The sequence below is a fragment of the Ruegeria sp. BI12 genome, assembly GCF_056537985.1.
This window is the reverse complement of the sequence record NZ_JBQFSL010000001.1, coordinates 711,660-729,352: the sequence shown is the minus strand read 5'-3', so window position 1 is coordinate 729,352 and position 17,693 is coordinate 711,660. Positions and strand designations below refer to the sequence as shown.

Genomic DNA, 17,693 nt, shown 5'->3' with positions numbered 1-17,693 from the left:
GCCCCCTGACGCTTGGTCAACGCGCCCGTCTTGGCTTAGTGCGCTCCAAGTCTTCTGAGATCGGAATAAACTCCTGATCGTCGCCGGGCGGAAGATGGAAGGCACCATTGGCCCAATCAGCGGCTTTCCATTCGCGCGTCGCGTTTTCAATCTTCTCCTTCGACGACGACACGAAGTTCCACCAAATGTACCGTTCTTCGTTTAACGTCGCACCGCCCAACAACATCAATCGCGCGCCAAGTGGACCGGCCTTAACCGACAGGCTGTCGCCCGGGCGGAATACCATCATGCGACCTTCCTCGAACATGTCACCTGCAATCTCGACCGAACCCTGAGTGACGTAGACGCCACGATCTTCATGATCGTCGGGCAGTGGAAAGGCGGCACCGGGTTCAAGCCGCACGTCCAGATAGAAGGTGTCTGACAGCATCGTCACCGGACTGGTTTCGCCATATGCCGATCCAAGGATCAGCCGGGCACTGACACCGTTGTCTTCGATATGCGGTAATGCGCCCTGTTTATGGTGTTCGAAATCGGGGGGCATATCTTCATGCGCCTCAGGCAGCGCAATCCAGGTCTGGATGCCAAACAGGCTGTGCCGTTTGCCGCGTGTTTCTTCGCTGGTGCGTTCCGAATGAGTTACACCGCGACCGGCCACCATCCAATTGACCTCACCGGGATAGATCATCTGATGGGTGCCCAGACTGTCGCGATGTTCGAACTCGCCCTGATACAGATAGGTCACTGTACCCAACCCGATATGAGGGTGCGGGCGGACGTCGATGCCACCGTCGGTAATGAATTCAGCCGGGCCCATCTGATCAAAAAAGATGAACGGGCCAACCAGTTGACGCTTGACCGAAGGCAGCGCACGCCGCACTTCGAACCCACCCAAATCGCGGGCACGGGGAATAATCAGCGTTTCCAGAACTGCATTATCCGATTGGAGTTCTGGGCTATGGGTGGGATTCCAACTCATACTTTCTCTCCCGTTGCTACACATTGCGTTCGCTAATCTATGATAACTGGAAAAAACCGGCATTCAATTTGCGAAAATGCACAGACCGGGTGCGCCCAACAGACGTGTTCGGACAATCAGGCGCTACCCGGTTCACGCGGCCAAAGCTGTGGGAAAAAGGCCCCATCAATACGATCACCTTCACGGTATCCTGCGGCTTCGAACTGCGCCCGTTCACCCTTGGCCCAGTCCCCACGATACCGGATCATGCCATCCGGCGCGGTCATCCTTAGCGTAAAACGACGCACTGTTTCGGTTGGGGTGACCGAGGACAACCCACCGTGCAAGGTTCGCATATCGAAAAAGATACAGTCACCCAGATCCATGTCCCATTGCAGCAGATCGTACGCGCCCGGATCGGCATTGACGTCTGGTGGTGGGTGATAAGTCAGCCCGGCAACCTCGGTTGGTTCATAACTGGGATGCCCGTCGGCGAACCGCACGCGCATGAACAGTTTTTCCCAAAGATGCGAACCTTTAACGAAGGCGATGCCGTTTTCTTTGGTTACGGGTTCAAGCGGCAACCACAGGACACACATCGTCCCTTCAAAGTCAAAGTATGACAGATCCTGATGAAACGGCGGGCGTGAGGTCGACCCAGCCTCGCGCAGGAACCAATTGTCCATAACCAGGTTGATCGACGGCGCACCCAGCAATTGTGCGGCAAGTGACGCACAGGGTGAGTTGTGAACGAATTCTGTGAATTGCGGTATTTTGTTCCAGGCCCAGTAGTCTTCGAAATAAGCAGGTGCACGCAGGTCTTTGGTATGGCGGGTAAAATTATCGGTAGGTCGGGCCAAATCCGCATCTATCCCGTCGCGCAAAAGCGTCAGCCAATCCTCTGAGAACCGGGACCGCAGCACAACCGCACCGTCGCGTTGGAACGCCTTGATTTCTTCATCTGTGACGACGTCGTCTATTTTCATCGCGCAAGCCTTCCCGATATGAGCTGACGGATTTCAGGATTGCACCCGGGTCAGGTCATGGTCAAAGGAAATCACAATTTGCTTTCGCTGCCGCGCGGCCCCTCGGAAACCGAAATAATCGTGCTATCTTTTAACCAAAGCACGCTCGGCGCTGTCGACGTGTGGCGAATATTTTTGCTGAGAGGTTTGCATGACTGGCGTTACGTTCTCTCGTCGTTCTTTGGTACTGGCGTCTGGGGCTGCTTTGGCAACGGGTGCGGCAGGCCTTTTGGTTCCTGCGCGCGCGAATAGCCTGGCGCCCACATCATCCATGCGAGGTGGATCCAACAATTACCGCCCCGGCGCACCGATCGTCGACCGGATCGGCGGTGGTGGGTTCTGGATGACCGGCACGGTGCGACGTGCCGGAGATGGCGCGCCCCTTCCCGGCCAGCGCATCCAGATCTGGGCGCACACGACAGAAGGCCACGAACGCGACCCGCAAAGCCATGGCGCGACGCTAACCGATGCTAATGGCGAGTTTCGGCTGGAAATGCCCCAAATTGTGCCGGCCTTCGGCCAACCACATGGCCATTTGGCCTATGACAGCGGCGAGTTCGAGACTGTATTCCTGCGCCCGATCATGGGCAGTTCCAAGGACAAGACCTTAGCCGCGCATTTCGTTCTGCAGCCTGCCTGATCGCAGTGCGTCGAAGCATAGTCATCTGGACAGTTGTGGTCCTTGCTATTGCGGTACCGATTATCGCGGCGGCCGCCAGCCCCCTGTTGGCTTGGCGCGAACCGATCTACATCGCGGCTGGATTTTCTGGCGTAGTTTCAATGTGCCTGCTGTTGTTGCAGCCTCTACTTGCGGGTCGTTGGTTGCCGGGGCTGACCCCGGTTGCCAGCCGTCAATGCCACAGGTGGTGTGGGCTGGCGCTGATCGCTGCAATTATCGTCCATGTCGGCGGTTTGTGGATCACAAGCCCACCTGACGTCATCGACGCGTTGTTGTTCGTTTCACCAACCCCGTTTTCAGCGTGGGGTGTGATCGCGATGTGGGCCGCAATCGCGGCGGCCTTGCTAGGTCTTGCTCGTCAGCGACTTGGCCTGCGTTTTCGGATCTGGAGGTTGGGGCACACAGGATTGGCGACCATAACGATCATCGGCAGCGTCGTGCATGCTCTGCTGATCGAAGGAACCATGGAGGTCATGACCAAATGGGCTTTATGCGGGCTTGTACTCTTGGCGAGCGCCCGGACGCTCGCCAAGTTACGGGTTTGGGATGTGCAGCGGCGGGTTTAAACCCCCAGACACCAGCGCATCACTGCCTTTTGCGCATGCAGGCGGTTTTCGGCCTCATCGAAGATGACCGAGTTGGGGCCATCCATAACTTCGGATGTGGCCTCTTCCTCTCGGTGCGCCGGCAGGCAATGCATGAACAGTGCGTCCGGTTTGGCGTGTGACATCAACTCGGCGTTCACCTGATAGGGGCGCAGCAGATTATGGCGACGTTCCTTGGCCGATTGGGAATCGTGCATCGACACCCAGGTATCCGCGACAACCAGATCCGCACCTACAACAGCCTTGAACGCATCACGCTCGACCACGATCTTCGACCCCTTCTTGCGCGCAAAACCCATGAACTCCTCTTCCGGGTCAAACTGAGCCGGGCCCGCGAAGGTCAGGTCAAAGCCGAACTGGCCAGCTGCGTGCAGGAACGAGGCGCAGACGTTGTTGCCGTCGCCGGTCCAGACCACTTTTTTGCCCGCAATCGGACCGCGATGTTCCTCGAACGTCAGCACGTCCGCCATGATCTGACATGGGTGGGTGCGGTCGGTCAGGCCGTTGATCACGGGCACATCCGAGTATTCGGCCATCTCGGTCAGGATGGTCTCGTCGAAAGTCCGGATCATGATCATATCGACGTAACGCGACAGGACGCGGGCGGTGTCGGCGATGGTTTCGCCGTGGCCCAGTTGCATGTCTTTGCCCGACAGCACCATCGTCTGCCCGCCCATCTGGCGCACACCCACGTCAAATGACACGCGGGTTCGGGTGGAAGGCTTTTCAAAGATCAGGGCGACCATCCGATCCTTGAGCGGTTGTTCTTCGTCCAGCGCCGCCTTGGGACGCCCAAGACGCGCCTGTTTCATCGCGCCCGCCTGATCAATCATGTTCCGCAGATCGCCCGCGTCGGTTTTATGGATATCGAGGAAATGGTTCATTTCAGTTCACTTTTCATTCGGGTGTATCTTAAGCCGAGGCCATCGACTCTTCGACTTGCGCTGCGGCTTTGTCGAGGCGGATCACGGCTTGCGCGATGTCATCCTCGGTCAAGGTCAGAGGCGGAAGCAGGCGGATCACGTTATCAGCGGCAGGAACCGTTATGACCTCCTTGTCATAGCCTGCGTTGACCATGTCGATATTAGGCGCCTTGCATTTCAAACCCAGCATCAGCCCGGTCCCACGCACCTCTTCGAAGACCTCCGGGTGCTCGGCGATCAGCCCTTCGAGTTTCTGGCGCAGCATCCCTGCCTTGCGGTTGACGCCTTCTAAAAATGCGGGTGTCGCCACTTGATCAATCACCGCGCAACCGACGGCACAGCCGAGCGGGTTGCCGCCGTAGGTCGAACCATGCGTGCCTGCAGTCATGCCGCTGGCAGCGTCTTCGGTCGCAAGTACGGCACCCAGCGGGAAGCCCCCGCCAATTCCTTTGGCGACCATCATGATATCGGGAGTGATCCCAGCCCATTCATGCGCGAACAGCTTGCCGGTCCGGCCAACGCCGCATTGGACTTCATCAAGGATCAACAGTAGGCCATTTTCGTCGCAGATTTGGCGTAGAGCTTTGAGTTCTGCGTCAGGAACAGGGCGAATGCCACCCTCGCCCTGAACGGGTTCGATCATAATCGCGGCTGTTTTGTCGCTGATGGCGTTAGTGACACCATCGAGATCGCCAAACGTGACATGAACAAAACCCGGCAGCAGAGGACCGAAACCCTTGGTCATCTTTTCTGAACCAGCAGCCGCAATACCGGCCGAGGACCGGCCGTGAAACGAACCGTCGAAAGTGATGATCTCGACCCGTTCGGGCTGGTCTTTGTCATAGAAGTACTTACGGGCCATTTTTACGGCCAGTTCGCAAGATTCCGTGCCCGAGTTTGTGAAGAACACAGTGTCGGCAAAGGTGTGCTCGACCAGCTTGTCGGCAAGGGCCTGCTGTTGTGGGATGTGGTAAAGGTTCGAGACATGCCACAACGCGTGCGCCTGCTCAGTCAGGGCATTGACCAGTGCGGGATGGGCATGGCCCAGCGCATTCACTGCGATCCCGGCGCCCAGATCCAGAAAACGTCGGCCATCCGCCTCGGTCAGCCAGGCGCCTTCGCCCTTTACGAAAGTCAAGGGCGCGCGGTTGTAGGTCGGCAAAACGGACGGGATCATGGGATCATCCTTTTCAGGTAGCTTGAGCCTCGTGAGTGATACACTCGGCCTGTGTTCGTCAACTGATTTGGTGGGAATAGCGCCGATTTAGGCAGCGCCAACAGATCAAAGGGGCCGGTTACGCAGCAAAGCGTCGGCGTCGGAGTCGCAGGATATGTGCGTGTTTGATCATGGGAGGCCGTATAACTGTGCGACCATCGCCTGAAAACCCTGAAATTAATAACCTGCGAAAAAATATAGCGTATGGCATTTGTCGCTTGCCATTTGATGTACGCTAACGCACCGCTGTGACATGTTCGTTGCCAAAGCCCACAATCCCCCTCTTGCCGCTGTGCTAATCACCGCCGCCAGTGCGTTGCTGGCTGGGACAACTTTGCTGGCCAAGGCTTTGGGAACGGACACGTTGGGTCCCGCACTGCATCCGATGCAGATTAGCCACGGGCGGTTCCTTTTTGCGTTTATCGTGATTGTCACCGCCGTCGGCGTGATGCGGCCGCGCCTGCAGCGTCCGCATTGGGGCCTGCATATTGGGCGCACAAGTTTTGGCTGGGTCGGCATTACGCTGATGTTCGCCTCGGTCGCGTTCATTCCGATCGCCGATGCGACAGCCATTTCTTTCCTCAACCCGGTCTTTGCGATGGTGTTGGCGATCCCGTTGCTGAAAGAAGGTGTCGGTCCGTGGCGCTGGCTGGCCGCGGCGGTAGCGCTGGTTGGCGCACTGATCCTGCTACGACCCACGCCGGCCAGTTTTCAACCCGCCGCCCTGTTGGCGCTTACAGCGGCAGCCGTGATCGGGATGGAACTGATCTTCATCAAAAAGCTCTCGGGGCGTGAAATCCCGATCCAGATTTTGCTGATCAACAACGCAATGGGACTGACGATTGCCTCGGTCGGGGTCAGCTTTGTTTTCCAGATGCCGACTTCAGAACAATGGGCGGCGCTGGTTGGTATTGGCGCGCTTATGGCCTGCGCGCAGGCGTGTTTCGTAAACGGTATGGCGCGGGCGGATGCCTCTTTTGTTGCCCCGATCAGCTATGCAACACTGATTTACGCGGCTTTCTACGATTTTGCGATTTTCGGCGTGATCCCAGACGGGATCAGCATGATCGGCTCGGCCATCATTCTGACCGGTGGACTAATTCTGGTCTGGCGCGAGGCACGGGCCAGGCAGGCCTGAAACCCCAAAAATTTTTTCACATAGCCCGGGGGCGACCTGTATGTCGCAAACCCCAAAGAACCCGGATCGATCCGGCGCAATGTGACCTCAGTTGATTTGAGAGTTTACAAATGCACGAACGCCGTATCCCCGAATGGGTGCGCCACGCCCCAGCACCATCAGTCCGCGACTTCGGAATCCTGGCCGGGTTCGAGGCTATTGTCCGCGGCATTCTGATTTCGGTCTTTCCGCTGGCCATGTACCGGGCACTGGGCGACGCGTCTTCGGTCTCGCTGCTGTATTTTCTGGTTGGCGTCATCTCGTTGATTGCAGGCTTGATGGTGCCATTCCTGATCCGTTTCATACCGCGCAGATGGGCCTATACAGCTGGTTGCCTAATGTTCATCGGTGGTGCCCTGCTAGCGATTGAGGGCAGCCCTGTGGCAGTCGTTGCTGCCTTGGCCCTGAACACGGTCGCGACTGTCGTCACATTCATCTGCTTCAACGCTTACGTTCTGGACTACATCAGCAAAATCGAGTTGGGGAAATGCGAGACAAGCCGCATGTTTTACAGCGCCCTCGGCTGGGCAGGCGGCCCGATGGCGGGCGTCTTGCTGCTCGAGGTCTGGGGCCCCGCCCCCTTTGTCATCAGCGCGGTGGCAGGCGCGGTTATGCTGATCCAGTTCTGGCGCATGCGACTGGGCAATGGCAAGTTGATCACCAAGGCGCGCGGCCCCGCGAAAAACCCGCTGGCGTTTCTGCCGCGCTTTTTCGCTCAGCCCAGATTGGTGGCAGGGTATCTTTTTGCCATGATCCGATCCTGCGGTTGGTGGATCTATGTGGTCTATCTGCCGATCTTTGCAATCCAAAACGGATTGGGAGAGCAGTTGGGCGGTATCCTTCTGTCCACGACCAACGCGATGCTGTTCGCCGCGCCGCTTATTTTGCGCTGGGTTCAGGGGCGTTCGATTCGCACTGCGGTTCGCGTGGGTTTTGCTGCCTGCGGAACATGCTTTGTCACTGCAGGGGCCATCGCGGGATGGCCCGTGGCTGCGGTGGCGGCGCTGGTCCTTGGGTCCATCTGGCTGATTGTTCTGGATATCTGCGCCGGCTTGCCGTTCCTAATGGCGGTGAAACCTTCCGAGCGCACCGAGATGTCCGCGATTTACTCCAGCTACCGCGACGTTTCCGGCATTCTGACACCCGGAATTGCATCACTGGTCCTTTTGGTCTCACCTGTCGCGGGGGTTTTTGCAGTCGGAGGGTTAGCCCTGTTCGGGGCCTGGGCCGTGGCTGCAAATTTACACCCGAGACTGGGTAAGCCAAGAATGACCTTGCAACCCGGCGCACTGGCTGAAACGGGTTAAGCCTTTAGGCGATACCCCGTCCGCAACATCTGCCAGGTCAGTGCACCGACCAGCAGGGTGGCTCCGATGCATACAAAGATACCTAACCAGGGTGAGCTGTCGGACACCCCGATCATCCCAAACCGCAACCCGTCGATAAGGTAGAAAACCGGGTTCACGTGGCTCAGGCGATTCAGGATCGGAGGCAGCGCCTCAACCGAATAGAACGTGCCCGACAGGAAAGCCAATGGTGTCACGATAAAGTTCGTAATCGCCGCCATCTGGTCGAACTTGTTGGCAAAAATCCCAGCGAATAGACCCAAGGCGCCCATAAACGCCCCACCCAGAACAACAAAGATCAGGGCAAACAGCGGGTTCTGCGGGTAAATTCCCAAAACCAGCGCAAGTGCAACCGCAACCACACAGGCGATCAGGACACCGCGCGCCACACCGCCGGCCAGATAACCCAGCAGGATCTCAAGCGGTGACAAAGGCGGCATCAACGTGTCGACGATGTTTCCCTGCACCTTTGCGATCACCATCGACGACGAGGTATTGGCGAACGCGTTCTGGATCACGGTCATCATCATGATGCCTGGCGCCAGAAAGGTCAGGAACGGTACCCCCATCACATCCGGGCGCCCGGGTCCGATGGCGATGTTGAAAATCAGCAGGAACAGGCCAGCCGTCACTAACGGGGCCAACAGAGTTTGAGTCCATACGGCCAGAAACCGCAGCGTTTCGCGCTGAGCCAGCGTATATAGCCCCATCCAGTTGACCGCGCCGAAACGGCGCGCGTTCTGATCTGCGGAAATCTGCATGTTTTGCCCTCTGCCTGATTCGAAGACCGCTTGTAACTCGGCCCGCAGTGTTTAGAATAGAGTGCTGAGACGAATTCCCAAGGCGGCCCGAATCCGGGGCCGCTTTCCGCTTTTGAAAGGCAAATCATGTCCTGGACTGACGAGCGCGTAGAACTGCTGAAGAAAATGTGGGGCGAGGGCCAGTCGGCCAGCCAGATCGCCAAAGAACTGGGCGGCGTGACCCGCAACGCGGTGATCGGCAAGGTCCACCGCCTGGGCCTGTCGAATCGGGCCACCGGCGCGTCGCCTGCCAAGGCCGAACCAAAGGAAAAACCGGCTCCCGCGCCCAAGGCCGAGGCCAAACCAAAGCCCGCGCCCAAGACCGAACCAGCACGCCCGGCCCCTGCCCCGGCCGCCGATGCGAAACCGGCCGTGCCTGCCCGCCGCCAGATCATCCCGGCCGGTCAGCCACTTCCGCCGCAGCCATCCGCCAACGAAATCAGCCCCGAGGCATTGGCCAAGGTCAACGAAGTCGAAAAGAAAGCCAAGAAGCTGACGCTGATGGAACTGACCGAGAAAACCTGCAAATGGCCCGTGGGCGACCCCGCGACCGAGGATTTCTGGTTCTGCGGCCTGCCGGTCGAGGCGGGCAAGCCCTATTGCGAAGCGCATGTGGGCGTGGCGTTCCAGCCGATGAGCTCGCGCCGCGATCGTCGGCGCTAAAAGTTTAGTTATGCACGCCGGTAATTGCGGTGTGAAAGTTACACTTTTTTGACTGCCCACCCGTCGCAAGACAGGTGGGTAGTAATTTTTTGACCAGAGAGATTTCGCTATTCAGCCAGACCTAAAATACAAAGCACTGTTCTGTGCGTATGCTGTGTTGATCTTTGCTGCCTACATACAGCCCTTAGACCCGTACTTGTTCGAAGCTGACACGGACAAGAAAGCTCGGCTTTTGCTCTTTCAAAGTCTGTTTTTTTCTTTGTGGCTCATTCCCGCTATACCCGCAATCGTTGGAGGCCTTGCCTTGCTGGGAATGTTTCCGATCCCGCGACTTCTTGCCAGAATTCTTGCGGGGTTCTCAGTCGTTCTGGGACTTTTTCTGACACTGGCATCTGGTGCTTTAGGGCCCTTTACTGATACTCAGGCCCTGCATGGTGTGAGCTTGACCATTGCCCTCGCATCTAGCTTCCTTATCTGGTCTGGTCTCAATGGGAAACCACAACCTTCATGGACGGCAAAAGCTGCGATATCTGTTGCGACCGTGACTGCGCTTTGGTCTCTGTTAACAGTTCCGGTGGTTCTTGTTCAGGCGCGCACAATCTCAGACGGCGCGCCCTATTGCATCGCAGAACATGCAGAGAATTCTCCAGTCAAAGCCCTGTACGAATTGCGCGGATTTTCTTTCTACACCACCAAGACCGGATACAAATCTACATCCGCGTGGTACTTCCACGGCCTGATGATCGTCGATTACCCTGAAGAGCAACGTGTCTACAACTGGTCACCACGAAGATGGCGTTTCGATCGGGTTGAACGTCCGGATGGATTTATCAAACCCGTTAGAAACGTTTGCACGCCAACCTGACTCGTTATTGCGCCGGATGTGACGGCAAATCCGGCATCGGAACCCAGCCCGGCAGTTCATCTGGCGACACCGACACATGCAGTTTCTCTGACCGATCCCGCCCCACTTTGCGGTGCTTGCGCAGCAGGAAAATCTTTCCCCAGCCACGCCACGTGCCGACTGAACGAGCCGACGTGTCTGTTGGGTAACGGTCGCGCCACCCTTCGGGCAACGGCAAGCCGTGCAACTCGGCCTTGTCCAGCATCCAAACCAGAGAGATGTTACTAAGCGGACGCGCCTCTTCGAACCCGTTCAACTGGCCGCCGACATCTCCATGAGTGCCGCGAAACCAGACTTGTTCGACATGACCTTTGAATTCGGGAGTACACTTCCACAAGACCGGCTCGAATACCTCGCGGGTCTCATCCAGCGCCATCGCGTGATAGCCGTGGCGCGTTGCCGGGCCAAGCTGATGTGTGTGAAAGGCGTGGCGCTCTTCGGCCCAACGCCACAGCAGCGGCAGGCGCAAGCCCAGTGCTTTGACGGTATCCCAGACGCCAACCATCTCAATCGCTACATCTTCGTGGCAGAACTGCTGCCGGAACGCAGCCGCGGCCGAGCCATTGGCGTTGCATTCATAATGCCGGTATGCCTGCTTGATATTGCGCACAGTGGCATGTTCCGCTTTGAGCAGTCCGATCATGTCGATCACACCGGCCAGGCTGCGCACACCGTAGGCGCCACGTGAGTAGCCAATGAAATAGATGCGATCCCCGGGTTTATAGCGCGATGCAAGATACCCGTAGGCGCGGCGGATCTGACGGTTTATGCCCCGTCCCATCATCACGTCCAGCGAGGATTTCCAACTTTCCCACTGCACACCGGATTCATAGAAAACCGAAACCTTGCTGCCCATTTCTCGGCACAGACGCAGGGTTTGGCCGGCATGAGTTTCATACCCCGGCTCCAGGGTCGACATAGTGCCGTCCAGGATGATGACATGGCTGATCGGTTCGCGATGAAGCGCCTCGGCGGAATGCTCGGACCGTAAAGGCCGCCCGAGCCATCCCAGAACCTTTTTACTCAGCCGCGTTAGAACCATCGTTCAGCAATTCCCATACTTTATGAGGTGTGAAAGGCATATCGGCCTGCCGCACCCCGTGATCCCAGAGCGCATCCTGAACCGCGTTTGCCACCGCGGCCAGCGCGCCGACGGTGCCGGCCTCTCCGCATCCTTTCATCCCCATCGGGTTAGAAGTTGACGGAACCGGCGCCGAGGTAAACTTAATCATGGGTATCTCGGCCGCACGGGGCAAGGCGTAATCCATCAACGAAGCCGTGAGCAGTTGCCCCTGCGCATCATGCACGACGTGTTCCGTCAGCGCCTGACCAATGCCCTGAACCACCCCGCCATGAACTTGCCCCTCGGCCAGCATCGGATTGATAAGGTTACCGAAATCATCAACGACAGTATAACGGTCCACCCATGTTTCGCCCGTGAAAGAATCGATCACGACTTCGGCAACATGTGCCCCGTTGGGATAGCTGCGCGCGTCCAGATTGGCGCTGGCTTCGTGGCTCAGCAGATCTGTGCGACCATCGGCACGGGCCATATCGGCCGCCTCGGTCAGCGTAGGCGTCAGGTTCGATCCCGGCGCGCGGAAGGTTTCATGATCGAAATGCACATCTGTTTCCTCGACCCCCATCTTATCGGCCAGATACGGCGTGAATGCGGCGATCATAACGTCAATTGTGGCCAGCGTTGCGGTGCTTTGCACCGTGACCGAGCGTGACCCGCCGGTTCCGCCACCATGTGGAAGCTGATCGCTATCTCCCTGGATCACGGTGATCTTGTCCACCGGAATCCCAGTCTGGTCCGACAAGAAGTGAGTATAGACCGTTTCATGACCCTGCCCGTTCGATTGGGTGCCGACATAAAGGTTCACGGTGCCGTCGTCGCAGAATTCGACTTTCGCGTTTTCCGAAGGGTCACCCAGAATGCTTTCGATGTAATAACACAAGCCCCGGCCCCGGATCAGGCCGCGTTCCGCGTCTGCAACTTTTCGCCCCGCGAACCCCTGTGTCTGGGCATCTGCGCGGGAAAGGACCATGCCGAAATCACCCACGTCATAGACTTCGCCCGTGGCGGTTTTGTACGGAAAGCTTTCCGGTCGGATGAAGTTTCGACGGCGCAGTTCCCAAGGATCGACGCCCAGTTGCCGCGCGGCGCGATCCATCGCACGTTCCAGCACGTAAATCGCCTCGGGGCGCCCGGCACCTCGATAGGCATCAACTTGCGTGGTGTTGGTATAGAACCCTTCGACCCGTAAATACGTCGTTTGAACGTCGTAGACCCCCATAAGCACTTTGCTGAAAAGGCTGGTCTGGATCGCTTGTCCGAAATGGCTGCTATACGCACCCAGATTGACCTTGCTGTGCACCCGGTAGGCCGTGATGTTCAGATCCTCGTCAAAGGCAAGCTCGGCCAACGAGGTCAGATCGCGACCGTGGTGGTCCGATAGCATCGCCTCGGACCGGTCGGACATCCAGTGCACGGATTGGCCCAGTTTCATGGCTGCGACTGAAACGCAGAAATACTCGGGATAAGGCATCACCTTCATGCCGAACCCGCCTCCGACATCCGGGGTTGTGACACGTATCGCCTCGGGGTCCAGATTCAGTTTTTGCGCCAATTGCGCGCGCATGGCCCAAACACCCTGACCACCATAGGCAAAGTGCAGACGCCCATCGACCCAATCGGCATTGCATCCTCGTGGTTCGATTGAGGTGATGATCACCCGATTGTCTGCCACATCCAGCGCGACGGTGTGCGCGGCGGACTGAAAGGCGGCGTCAGTTGCCGCTTCATCACCCAATTCCCAATCAAAAGCACGATTGTCAGCGACCTGATCATGCAACGGTTCGCCACCCGCATCGACATCCAGCTTGGCGGGCAGATCATCTGTTTCCATCCAGATCATCTCAACTGCATCGCGGGCCTGCAGGGCTGTGTCCGCGATCACAACGGCCACGGGTTCCCCAACGAACCGGACCCGTTCCTTGGCCAGCATGTGCCTGTCGGGCGCAACAGCCTGAGAGCCGTCCCGGTTCTGTACAGTCGCAGCATTCATCACCGTGTCGATCCCCGCTGCTGCAAGATCATCCAGGGTCATGACAAGACGCACGCCATCGGCCTCGCGCGCGGCATCCAGATCCAGTGACGTGATCCGGCCATGAGCAACCGGGCTGCGGAAAAAGGCCGCGAACAGAGCTCCTTCGGGCACATCATCGTCCATGTATTGCCCATGCCCGGTCAGAAATCGTTGATCTTCAATCCGTTTGACGGGCTGGCTTTTGCCGAACTTTTCCATGCGGTGATCCTCCTGCGTTGGCGACCGTAGCCCACCGCAATGGGATGTCCAGTCGAACCGAAAGCTTCCCGGTGTCTTGACGATCATGTTTCGGTTAACTTGCAGGTCATGACATGGGCACATGACAAGGTTTTCCCGTTCACCGCCCCGCTGACCCGCGGCGGGGACGCCACTCACGACGTGTATGTCGGCGGCGACGGTCCTCCGATCCTTATCCTGCAGGAACTACCCGGGATCGGCCCGGAAACGCTGGATCTGGCGCGGCGTTTAAACGCAACCGGGTTTCGCGTCTACCTACCGCACATGATCGGAACTTATGGACAAGTCACGCAGATCAGAAACGCAGCGCGCCTTTTCTGCGTCCGGCGTGAGTTCAACATGTTTCTCAGGAGGCGCCAAAGCCCAATTGTCAGGTGGATGCAGGCGTTGGTTGCCGAGATCAAGTCCCGTGAAAATGCCGCCGGTGTAGGCGTCATTGGCATGTGCCTGACCGGCAGCTTTGCCCTGACCCTGATGGCTGAAGATGCCGTTTTGGGTGGTGTCGCCAGTCAGCCCGCCCTACCGTTCTTCGGCGGCGACAATCTGCACATGAGCCCGCAGGATGTGGGCGATGCCCGAGCAGGCATGGCACAAAAAGGCCCCGGACTTGCCATGCGATACTCCGACGATAAGCTGGCTTCAAAAAAGCTGATGGGCGCTCTGAAGGAAGCATTTGGCGATCATTTGGAGACCGCAGAGTTCGACGGCAAAGATCACTCATTGCTGACGTTGGATTTCCATGAACCTGCTTTTCAGAGTGTTCAGGATTATTTTCGCGCACGTTTTGCCCAGGCCGAATAGCATACGACCCTTCCCCTTCCCTTACGCATTCGCTATTGCAGGCGCTGACCCGAGATTGATGACGCAGGACGCACCCCATGGCGATGGAAAAGACATTCAACGCGGCCGAGGCCGAGGCCCGCATTTACGAGGCCTGGGAACAGGCCGGAGCCTTCAAGGCAGGCGCGAACCGTTCGCGCGACGAAAGCTTTACCATCATGATCCCGCCCCCAAACGTGACGGGCGCGCTGCACGTGGGCCACGCCTTCAACAACACGTTGCAGGACATCCTGACCCGCTGGCACCGGATGCGCGGCTTCGATACGCTTTGGCAACCCGGTCAGGACCACGCCGGTATCGCCACGCAGATGCAGGTCGAGAAAATGCTGGCCGCCACCCAACAGCCCGGCCGTCGGGAACTGGGGCGCGAGGCGTTTCTGGACAAGGTCTGGGAATGGAAGGGCGAATACGGCGGCACGATCATAGAACAGCTCAAGCGCCTCGGCTCCAGCTGCGACTGGTCGCGCAATGCCTTCACCATGGCGGGTGCGCCGCGCGATCCGCGCACCGGGCACGAGAACTCGGCCAACTTCCATGATGCCGTCATCAAGGTCTTCGTCGATATGTACGAAAAAGGCCTGATCTATCGCGGCAAGCGGCTGGTTAACTGGGACCCGCATTTTGAGACCGCGATTTCGGACCTCGAGGTCGAGAACATCGAAGTCGCGGGCCATATGTGGAACTTCAAATACCCGCTGGCCGGTGGTGAAACCTACACCTATATCGAGAAGGACGAGGACGGGAACATCGTGTTCGAAGAAGAACGCGACTATATCTCGATCGCTACGACCCGCCCCGAGACCATGCTCGGCGACGGCGCGGTTGCAGTTCATCCGTCGGATGAACGTTACGCGCCAATTGTTGGCAAACTTTGTGAAATTCCGGTTGGTCCGAAAGAGCATCGCCGCCAGATCCCGATCATCACCGACGATTACCCTGATCCCGATTTCGGCTCGGGTGCGGTGAAGATCACCGGCGCGCATGACTTTAACGACAATCAGGTCGCCAAGCGCAGCGGTATTCCGATGTACCGCCTGATGGACACCAAGGGCGCAATGCGGTCAGATGGTGCACCCTATGCCGAAGAGGCCGATAAGGCGCAGGAATATGCGCGTGGACGTGAGTTCACTGAGAACGAGATCGACGCGATCAATCTGGTCCCTGATCACCTGCGCGGGCTCGACCGGTTCGAGGCACGTGCGAAGGTCGTTGAAGAGATCAACGCAGACGGTTTGGCCGTGATGACCCGCGCGGATGATCCGCGTCTGGGTTCGACCGCGCTAAAGCCCGATCACGAAGGCGCAGACAAACTGGTGCCGCTGGTCGAGAGCAAACCGATCATGCAGCCCTTCGGCGACCGCTCGAAGGTGGTGATCGAGCCGATGTTCACCGACCAGTGGTTCGTCGACGCCGAAAAAATCGTCGGCCCCGCGCTGGATGCGGTCAAGGACGGCACGGTCAAGATCCTGCCCGAGTCGGGTGAGAAGACCTATTACCACTGGCTGGAAAACATCGAGCCCTGGTGCATCTCGCGCCAGCTGTGGTGGGGGCATCAGATTCCGGTTTGGTATGGCCTCGATCTCTCTGCTGAGAACTTCAAGGATGACGAAAACGACGGCGACCTTGATCTAGTCGAATTGGGTCGTTTGCTCAACGAAGGTGGCATGCTGCATCGTGGCAATGTCATGGAATGCGCGGCGAACCTAGAAGCCGCTACTGAAAAATTCCTCGATGACAATGCTAACATTCCCAGCCCGCTTAGCCACGCGGCTGTGATCGAAGTTGCCGACAAGCAGGAAGCTATCCATCAGTTTGCAGAAAGCCTTGCCCAATACGCGGTTGAACAAGACCCGACCAAGCTGGTTTACCCGGTGTGGCGCGACCCGGATGTCCTCGATACATGGTTCTCCTCCGGTCTTTGGCCCATCGGCACGCTGGGCTGGCCCGAAAAGACCGAAGAACTGGAGCGCTACTTCCCGACCGATGTCCTGATCACCGGCGCGGACATCCTGTTCTTCTGGGTCGCCCGGATGATGATGATGCAGCTGGCCGTGATGAACGAGATCCCGTTCCACACTGTCTACCTGCACCAGCTCGTCCGTGACGAGAAGGGCAAGAAGATGTCCAAGACCACTGGCAACGTCATCGACCCGCTGGAGATCGTGGACGAATTCGGTGCCGACGCGCTGCGCTTTACCAACGCTTCGATGGCGGCAATTGGCGGCGTGCTGAAACTGTCGCGTGAACGCATCACCGGCTATCGCAACTTCGGCACCAAGCTATGGAACGCCGTCCGTTTTGCCGAGATGAACGAAGTCTTTACCGACGCCGTTCCTCAACTGGACGTGGCTGACCTGAAGCCCAAAGCTGCGGTGAACCGCTGGATCATCGGCGAAACCGCCCGCGTACGGGAAGAGGTCGACGCAGCGCTGGAAAGCTACCGTTTCAACGATGCGGCCAACGGGCTTTACGCCTTTGTCTGGGGCAAGGTCTGCGACTGGTACGTGGAACTGTCCAAGCCATTGCTGCAAGGTGATGATGCCGAAGCGCAGGCCGAAACCCGCGCCACAATGCGCTGGGTTCTCGATCAATGCATGGTCCTGCTGCACCCGATCATGCCCTTCATCACCGAGGAACTGTGGGGCCTGACCGGCAGCCGCGCGAAAATGGTTGTCCATGCTGACTGGCCGACTTACGCAGCCGCCGACCTGATCGACGCTGAAGCGGATCGTGAGATGAACTGGGTGATCTCGGTCATCGAAAACACCCGCTCGGCCCGTGCTCAGATGCGGGTGCCTGCTGGTCTCTACGTGCCGATGCTGGTGACGGACATCGACGCTAATGGCCAAGCCGCATGGGACCGCAACGAGGCACTGATCAAGCGCCTTGCACGGATCGACAGCCTGACCAAGGCCAACGAACTGCCCAAAGGAACCATCTCAATCGCCGCCCCCGGTGCATCCTTTGGCCTGCCACTGGCGGATATCATCGATATCGGAGCGGAAAAGGAACGGCTGGAAAAAGCCAAGGGCAAGCTGGCCAAGGAACTGGGCGGCCTGCGCGGACGCCTGAACAACCCTAAATTCGTGGCCTCAGCCCCGGAAGAAGTTGTCGCGGAAGCTAAAGCCAACCTTGCCGCCCGCGAAGAGGAAGAGGCGAAACTGGACGAGGCGCTGGCCCGTCTGGCCGAGATCGCCTGATTTTCCT

15 protein-coding genes are annotated in these 17,693 nt (G+C 58.2%); 8 read left to right on the top strand and 7 right to left on the bottom strand.

Annotated features, from left to right (window positions below):
* Positions 1–16: 16 nt before the first annotated feature.
* Both ACR0AK_RS03805 and ACR0AK_RS03800 read right to left on the bottom strand, forming a co-directional pair.
* Entirely contained in the window at positions 17–979 is a 963-nt protein-coding gene (locus ACR0AK_RS03805; RefSeq protein WP_170560967.1) for a pirin family protein, read from the bottom strand.
* Positions 980–1,095: 116 nt separating this feature from the next.
* The gene (locus ACR0AK_RS03800; protein WP_480792422.1) at positions 1,096–1,944 is read right to left on the bottom strand and encodes a phytanoyl-CoA dioxygenase family protein; all 849 of its coding nucleotides are present in this window, start codon (positions 1,942–1,944) and stop codon (positions 1,096–1,098) included.
* 190 nt (positions 1,945–2,134) lie between these two features.
* Between ACR0AK_RS03800 and ACR0AK_RS03795 the strand changes: the two genes are divergently transcribed.
* Complete coding sequence (locus ACR0AK_RS03795; RefSeq protein WP_480792421.1) at positions 2,135–2,623, top strand: twin-arginine translocation pathway signal; 489 nt, start codon at positions 2,135–2,137, stop codon at positions 2,621–2,623.
* Positions 2,623–3,228 (top strand): ferric reductase-like transmembrane domain-containing protein, encoded by a 606-nt coding sequence (locus ACR0AK_RS03790; RefSeq protein ID WP_480793630.1) that lies wholly within the window; start codon positions 2,623–2,625, stop codon positions 3,226–3,228. The genes ACR0AK_RS03795 and ACR0AK_RS03790 overlap by 1 nt, the downstream gene beginning before the upstream one ends.
* On the opposite strand, the gene argF is transcribed toward ACR0AK_RS03790, so the two are convergent.
* Together argF and ACR0AK_RS03780 are read right to left on the bottom strand one after the other, a co-directional pair.
* Positions 3,225–4,151, bottom strand: coding sequence for an ornithine carbamoyltransferase (argF, locus tag ACR0AK_RS03785; protein ID WP_480792420.1), 927 nt, complete (start codon positions 4,149–4,151; stop codon positions 3,225–3,227). The genes ACR0AK_RS03790 and argF overlap by 4 nt on opposite strands.
* A 28-nt stretch (positions 4,152–4,179) precedes the next feature.
* Positions 4,180–5,367 carry an acetylornithine transaminase gene (locus ACR0AK_RS03780; RefSeq protein ID WP_480792419.1) on the bottom strand — a complete coding sequence of 396 codons (1,188 nt, stop codon included), beginning with the start codon at positions 5,365–5,367 and terminating at the stop codon, positions 4,180–4,182.
* Positions 5,368–5,659: 292 nt separating this feature from the next.
* Here ACR0AK_RS03780 and ACR0AK_RS03775 point away from each other — a divergent pair, with 292 nt between their 5' ends.
* On the top strand, positions 5,660–6,544 hold the full coding sequence (locus tag ACR0AK_RS03775; protein WP_480792418.1) for a DMT family transporter: 885 nt from the start codon (positions 5,660–5,662) through the stop codon (positions 6,542–6,544).
* Positions 6,545–6,654: 110 nt separating this feature from the next.
* Complete coding sequence (locus ACR0AK_RS03770) at positions 6,655–7,890, top strand: MFS transporter (protein ID WP_480792417.1); 1,236 nt, start codon at positions 6,655–6,657, stop codon at positions 7,888–7,890.
* On the opposite strand, the gene ACR0AK_RS03765 is transcribed toward ACR0AK_RS03770, so the two are convergent.
* Positions 7,887–8,690 carry an ABC transporter permease gene (locus tag ACR0AK_RS03765; protein ID WP_170560974.1) on the bottom strand — a complete coding sequence of 268 codons (804 nt, stop codon included), beginning with the start codon at positions 8,688–8,690 and terminating at the stop codon, positions 7,887–7,889. The genes ACR0AK_RS03770 and ACR0AK_RS03765 overlap by 4 nt on opposite strands.
* A gap of 126 nt (positions 8,691–8,816) precedes the next feature.
* Here ACR0AK_RS03765 and ACR0AK_RS03760 point away from each other — a divergent pair, with 126 nt between their 5' ends.
* Both ACR0AK_RS03760 and ACR0AK_RS03755 read left to right on the top strand, forming a co-directional pair.
* Complete coding sequence (locus ACR0AK_RS03760; protein ID WP_480663408.1) at positions 8,817–9,392, top strand: GcrA family cell cycle regulator; 576 nt, start codon at positions 8,817–8,819, stop codon at positions 9,390–9,392.
* Between the two features lie 541 nt (positions 9,393–9,933).
* Positions 9,934–10,257 carry a hypothetical protein gene (locus ACR0AK_RS03755; RefSeq protein WP_480792416.1) on the top strand — a complete coding sequence of 108 codons (324 nt, stop codon included), beginning with the start codon at positions 9,934–9,936 and terminating at the stop codon, positions 10,255–10,257.
* Between the two features lie 4 nt (positions 10,258–10,261).
* Here the strand turns inward: ACR0AK_RS03755 and ACR0AK_RS03750 are convergent, their stop codons facing one another.
* Together ACR0AK_RS03750 and ACR0AK_RS03745 are read right to left on the bottom strand one after the other, a co-directional pair.
* A complete protein-coding gene (locus tag ACR0AK_RS03750) occupies positions 10,262–11,338 on the bottom strand; it encodes a DUF2235 domain-containing protein (RefSeq protein WP_480792415.1) in 1,077 nt (358 codons plus the stop codon).
* The gene (locus ACR0AK_RS03745) at positions 11,316–13,607 is read right to left on the bottom strand and encodes a xanthine dehydrogenase family protein molybdopterin-binding subunit (protein ID WP_480793629.1); all 2,292 of its coding nucleotides are present in this window, start codon (positions 13,605–13,607) and stop codon (positions 11,316–11,318) included. Before ACR0AK_RS03745 ends, ACR0AK_RS03750 begins: the two co-directional genes overlap by 23 nt.
* A 108-nt stretch (positions 13,608–13,715) precedes the next feature.
* On the opposite strand from ACR0AK_RS03745, the gene ACR0AK_RS03740 reads away from it, so the two are divergent.
* Both ACR0AK_RS03740 and ACR0AK_RS03735 read left to right on the top strand, forming a co-directional pair.
* On the top strand, positions 13,716–14,447 hold the full coding sequence (locus ACR0AK_RS03740) for a dienelactone hydrolase family protein (protein WP_170560978.1): 732 nt from the start codon (positions 13,716–13,718) through the stop codon (positions 14,445–14,447).
* Positions 14,448–14,524: 77 nt separating this feature from the next.
* On the top strand, positions 14,525–17,686 hold the full coding sequence (locus tag ACR0AK_RS03735) for a valine--tRNA ligase (RefSeq protein WP_480792414.1): 3,162 nt from the start codon (positions 14,525–14,527) through the stop codon (positions 17,684–17,686).
* Positions 17,687–17,693: the final 7 nt, after the last annotated feature.

Excerpts from the sequence above, each read along its gene's own strand:
- ACR0AK_RS03760 (WP_480663408.1), top strand. The coding sequence starts at position 8,817 with ATGTCCTGGACTGACGAGCGCGTAGAACTGCTGAAGAAAATGTGGGGC.
- ACR0AK_RS03745 (WP_480793629.1), bottom strand. The coding sequence starts at position 13,607 with ATGGAAAAGTTCGGCAAAAGCCAGCCCGTCAAACGGATTGAAGATCAA.
- ACR0AK_RS03740 (WP_170560978.1), top strand. The coding sequence starts at position 13,716 with ATGACATGGGCACATGACAAGGTTTTCCCGTTCACCGCCCCGCTGACC.
- ACR0AK_RS03805 (WP_170560967.1), bottom strand. The coding sequence starts at position 979 with ATGAGTTGGAATCCCACCCATAGCCCAGAACTCCAATCGGATAATGCA.
- argF (WP_480792420.1), bottom strand. The coding sequence starts at position 4,151 with ATGAACCATTTCCTCGATATCCATAAAACCGACGCGGGCGATCTGCGG.
- ACR0AK_RS03770 (WP_480792417.1), top strand. The coding sequence starts at position 6,655 with ATGCACGAACGCCGTATCCCCGAATGGGTGCGCCACGCCCCAGCACCA.
- ACR0AK_RS03780 (WP_480792419.1), bottom strand. The coding sequence starts at position 5,367 with ATGATCCCGTCCGTTTTGCCGACCTACAACCGCGCGCCCTTGACTTTC.
- ACR0AK_RS03750 (WP_480792415.1), bottom strand. The coding sequence starts at position 11,338 with ATGGTTCTAACGCGGCTGAGTAAAAAGGTTCTGGGATGGCTCGGGCGG.
- ACR0AK_RS03765 (WP_170560974.1), bottom strand. The coding sequence starts at position 8,690 with ATGCAGATTTCCGCAGATCAGAACGCGCGCCGTTTCGGCGCGGTCAAC.
- ACR0AK_RS03800 (WP_480792422.1), bottom strand. The coding sequence starts at position 1,944 with ATGAAAATAGACGACGTCGTCACAGATGAAGAAATCAAGGCGTTCCAA.
- ACR0AK_RS03775 (WP_480792418.1), top strand. The coding sequence starts at position 5,660 with ATGTTCGTTGCCAAAGCCCACAATCCCCCTCTTGCCGCTGTGCTAATC.
- ACR0AK_RS03735 (WP_480792414.1), top strand. The coding sequence starts at position 14,525 with ATGGCGATGGAAAAGACATTCAACGCGGCCGAGGCCGAGGCCCGCATT.
- ACR0AK_RS03795 (WP_480792421.1), top strand. The coding sequence starts at position 2,135 with ATGACTGGCGTTACGTTCTCTCGTCGTTCTTTGGTACTGGCGTCTGGG.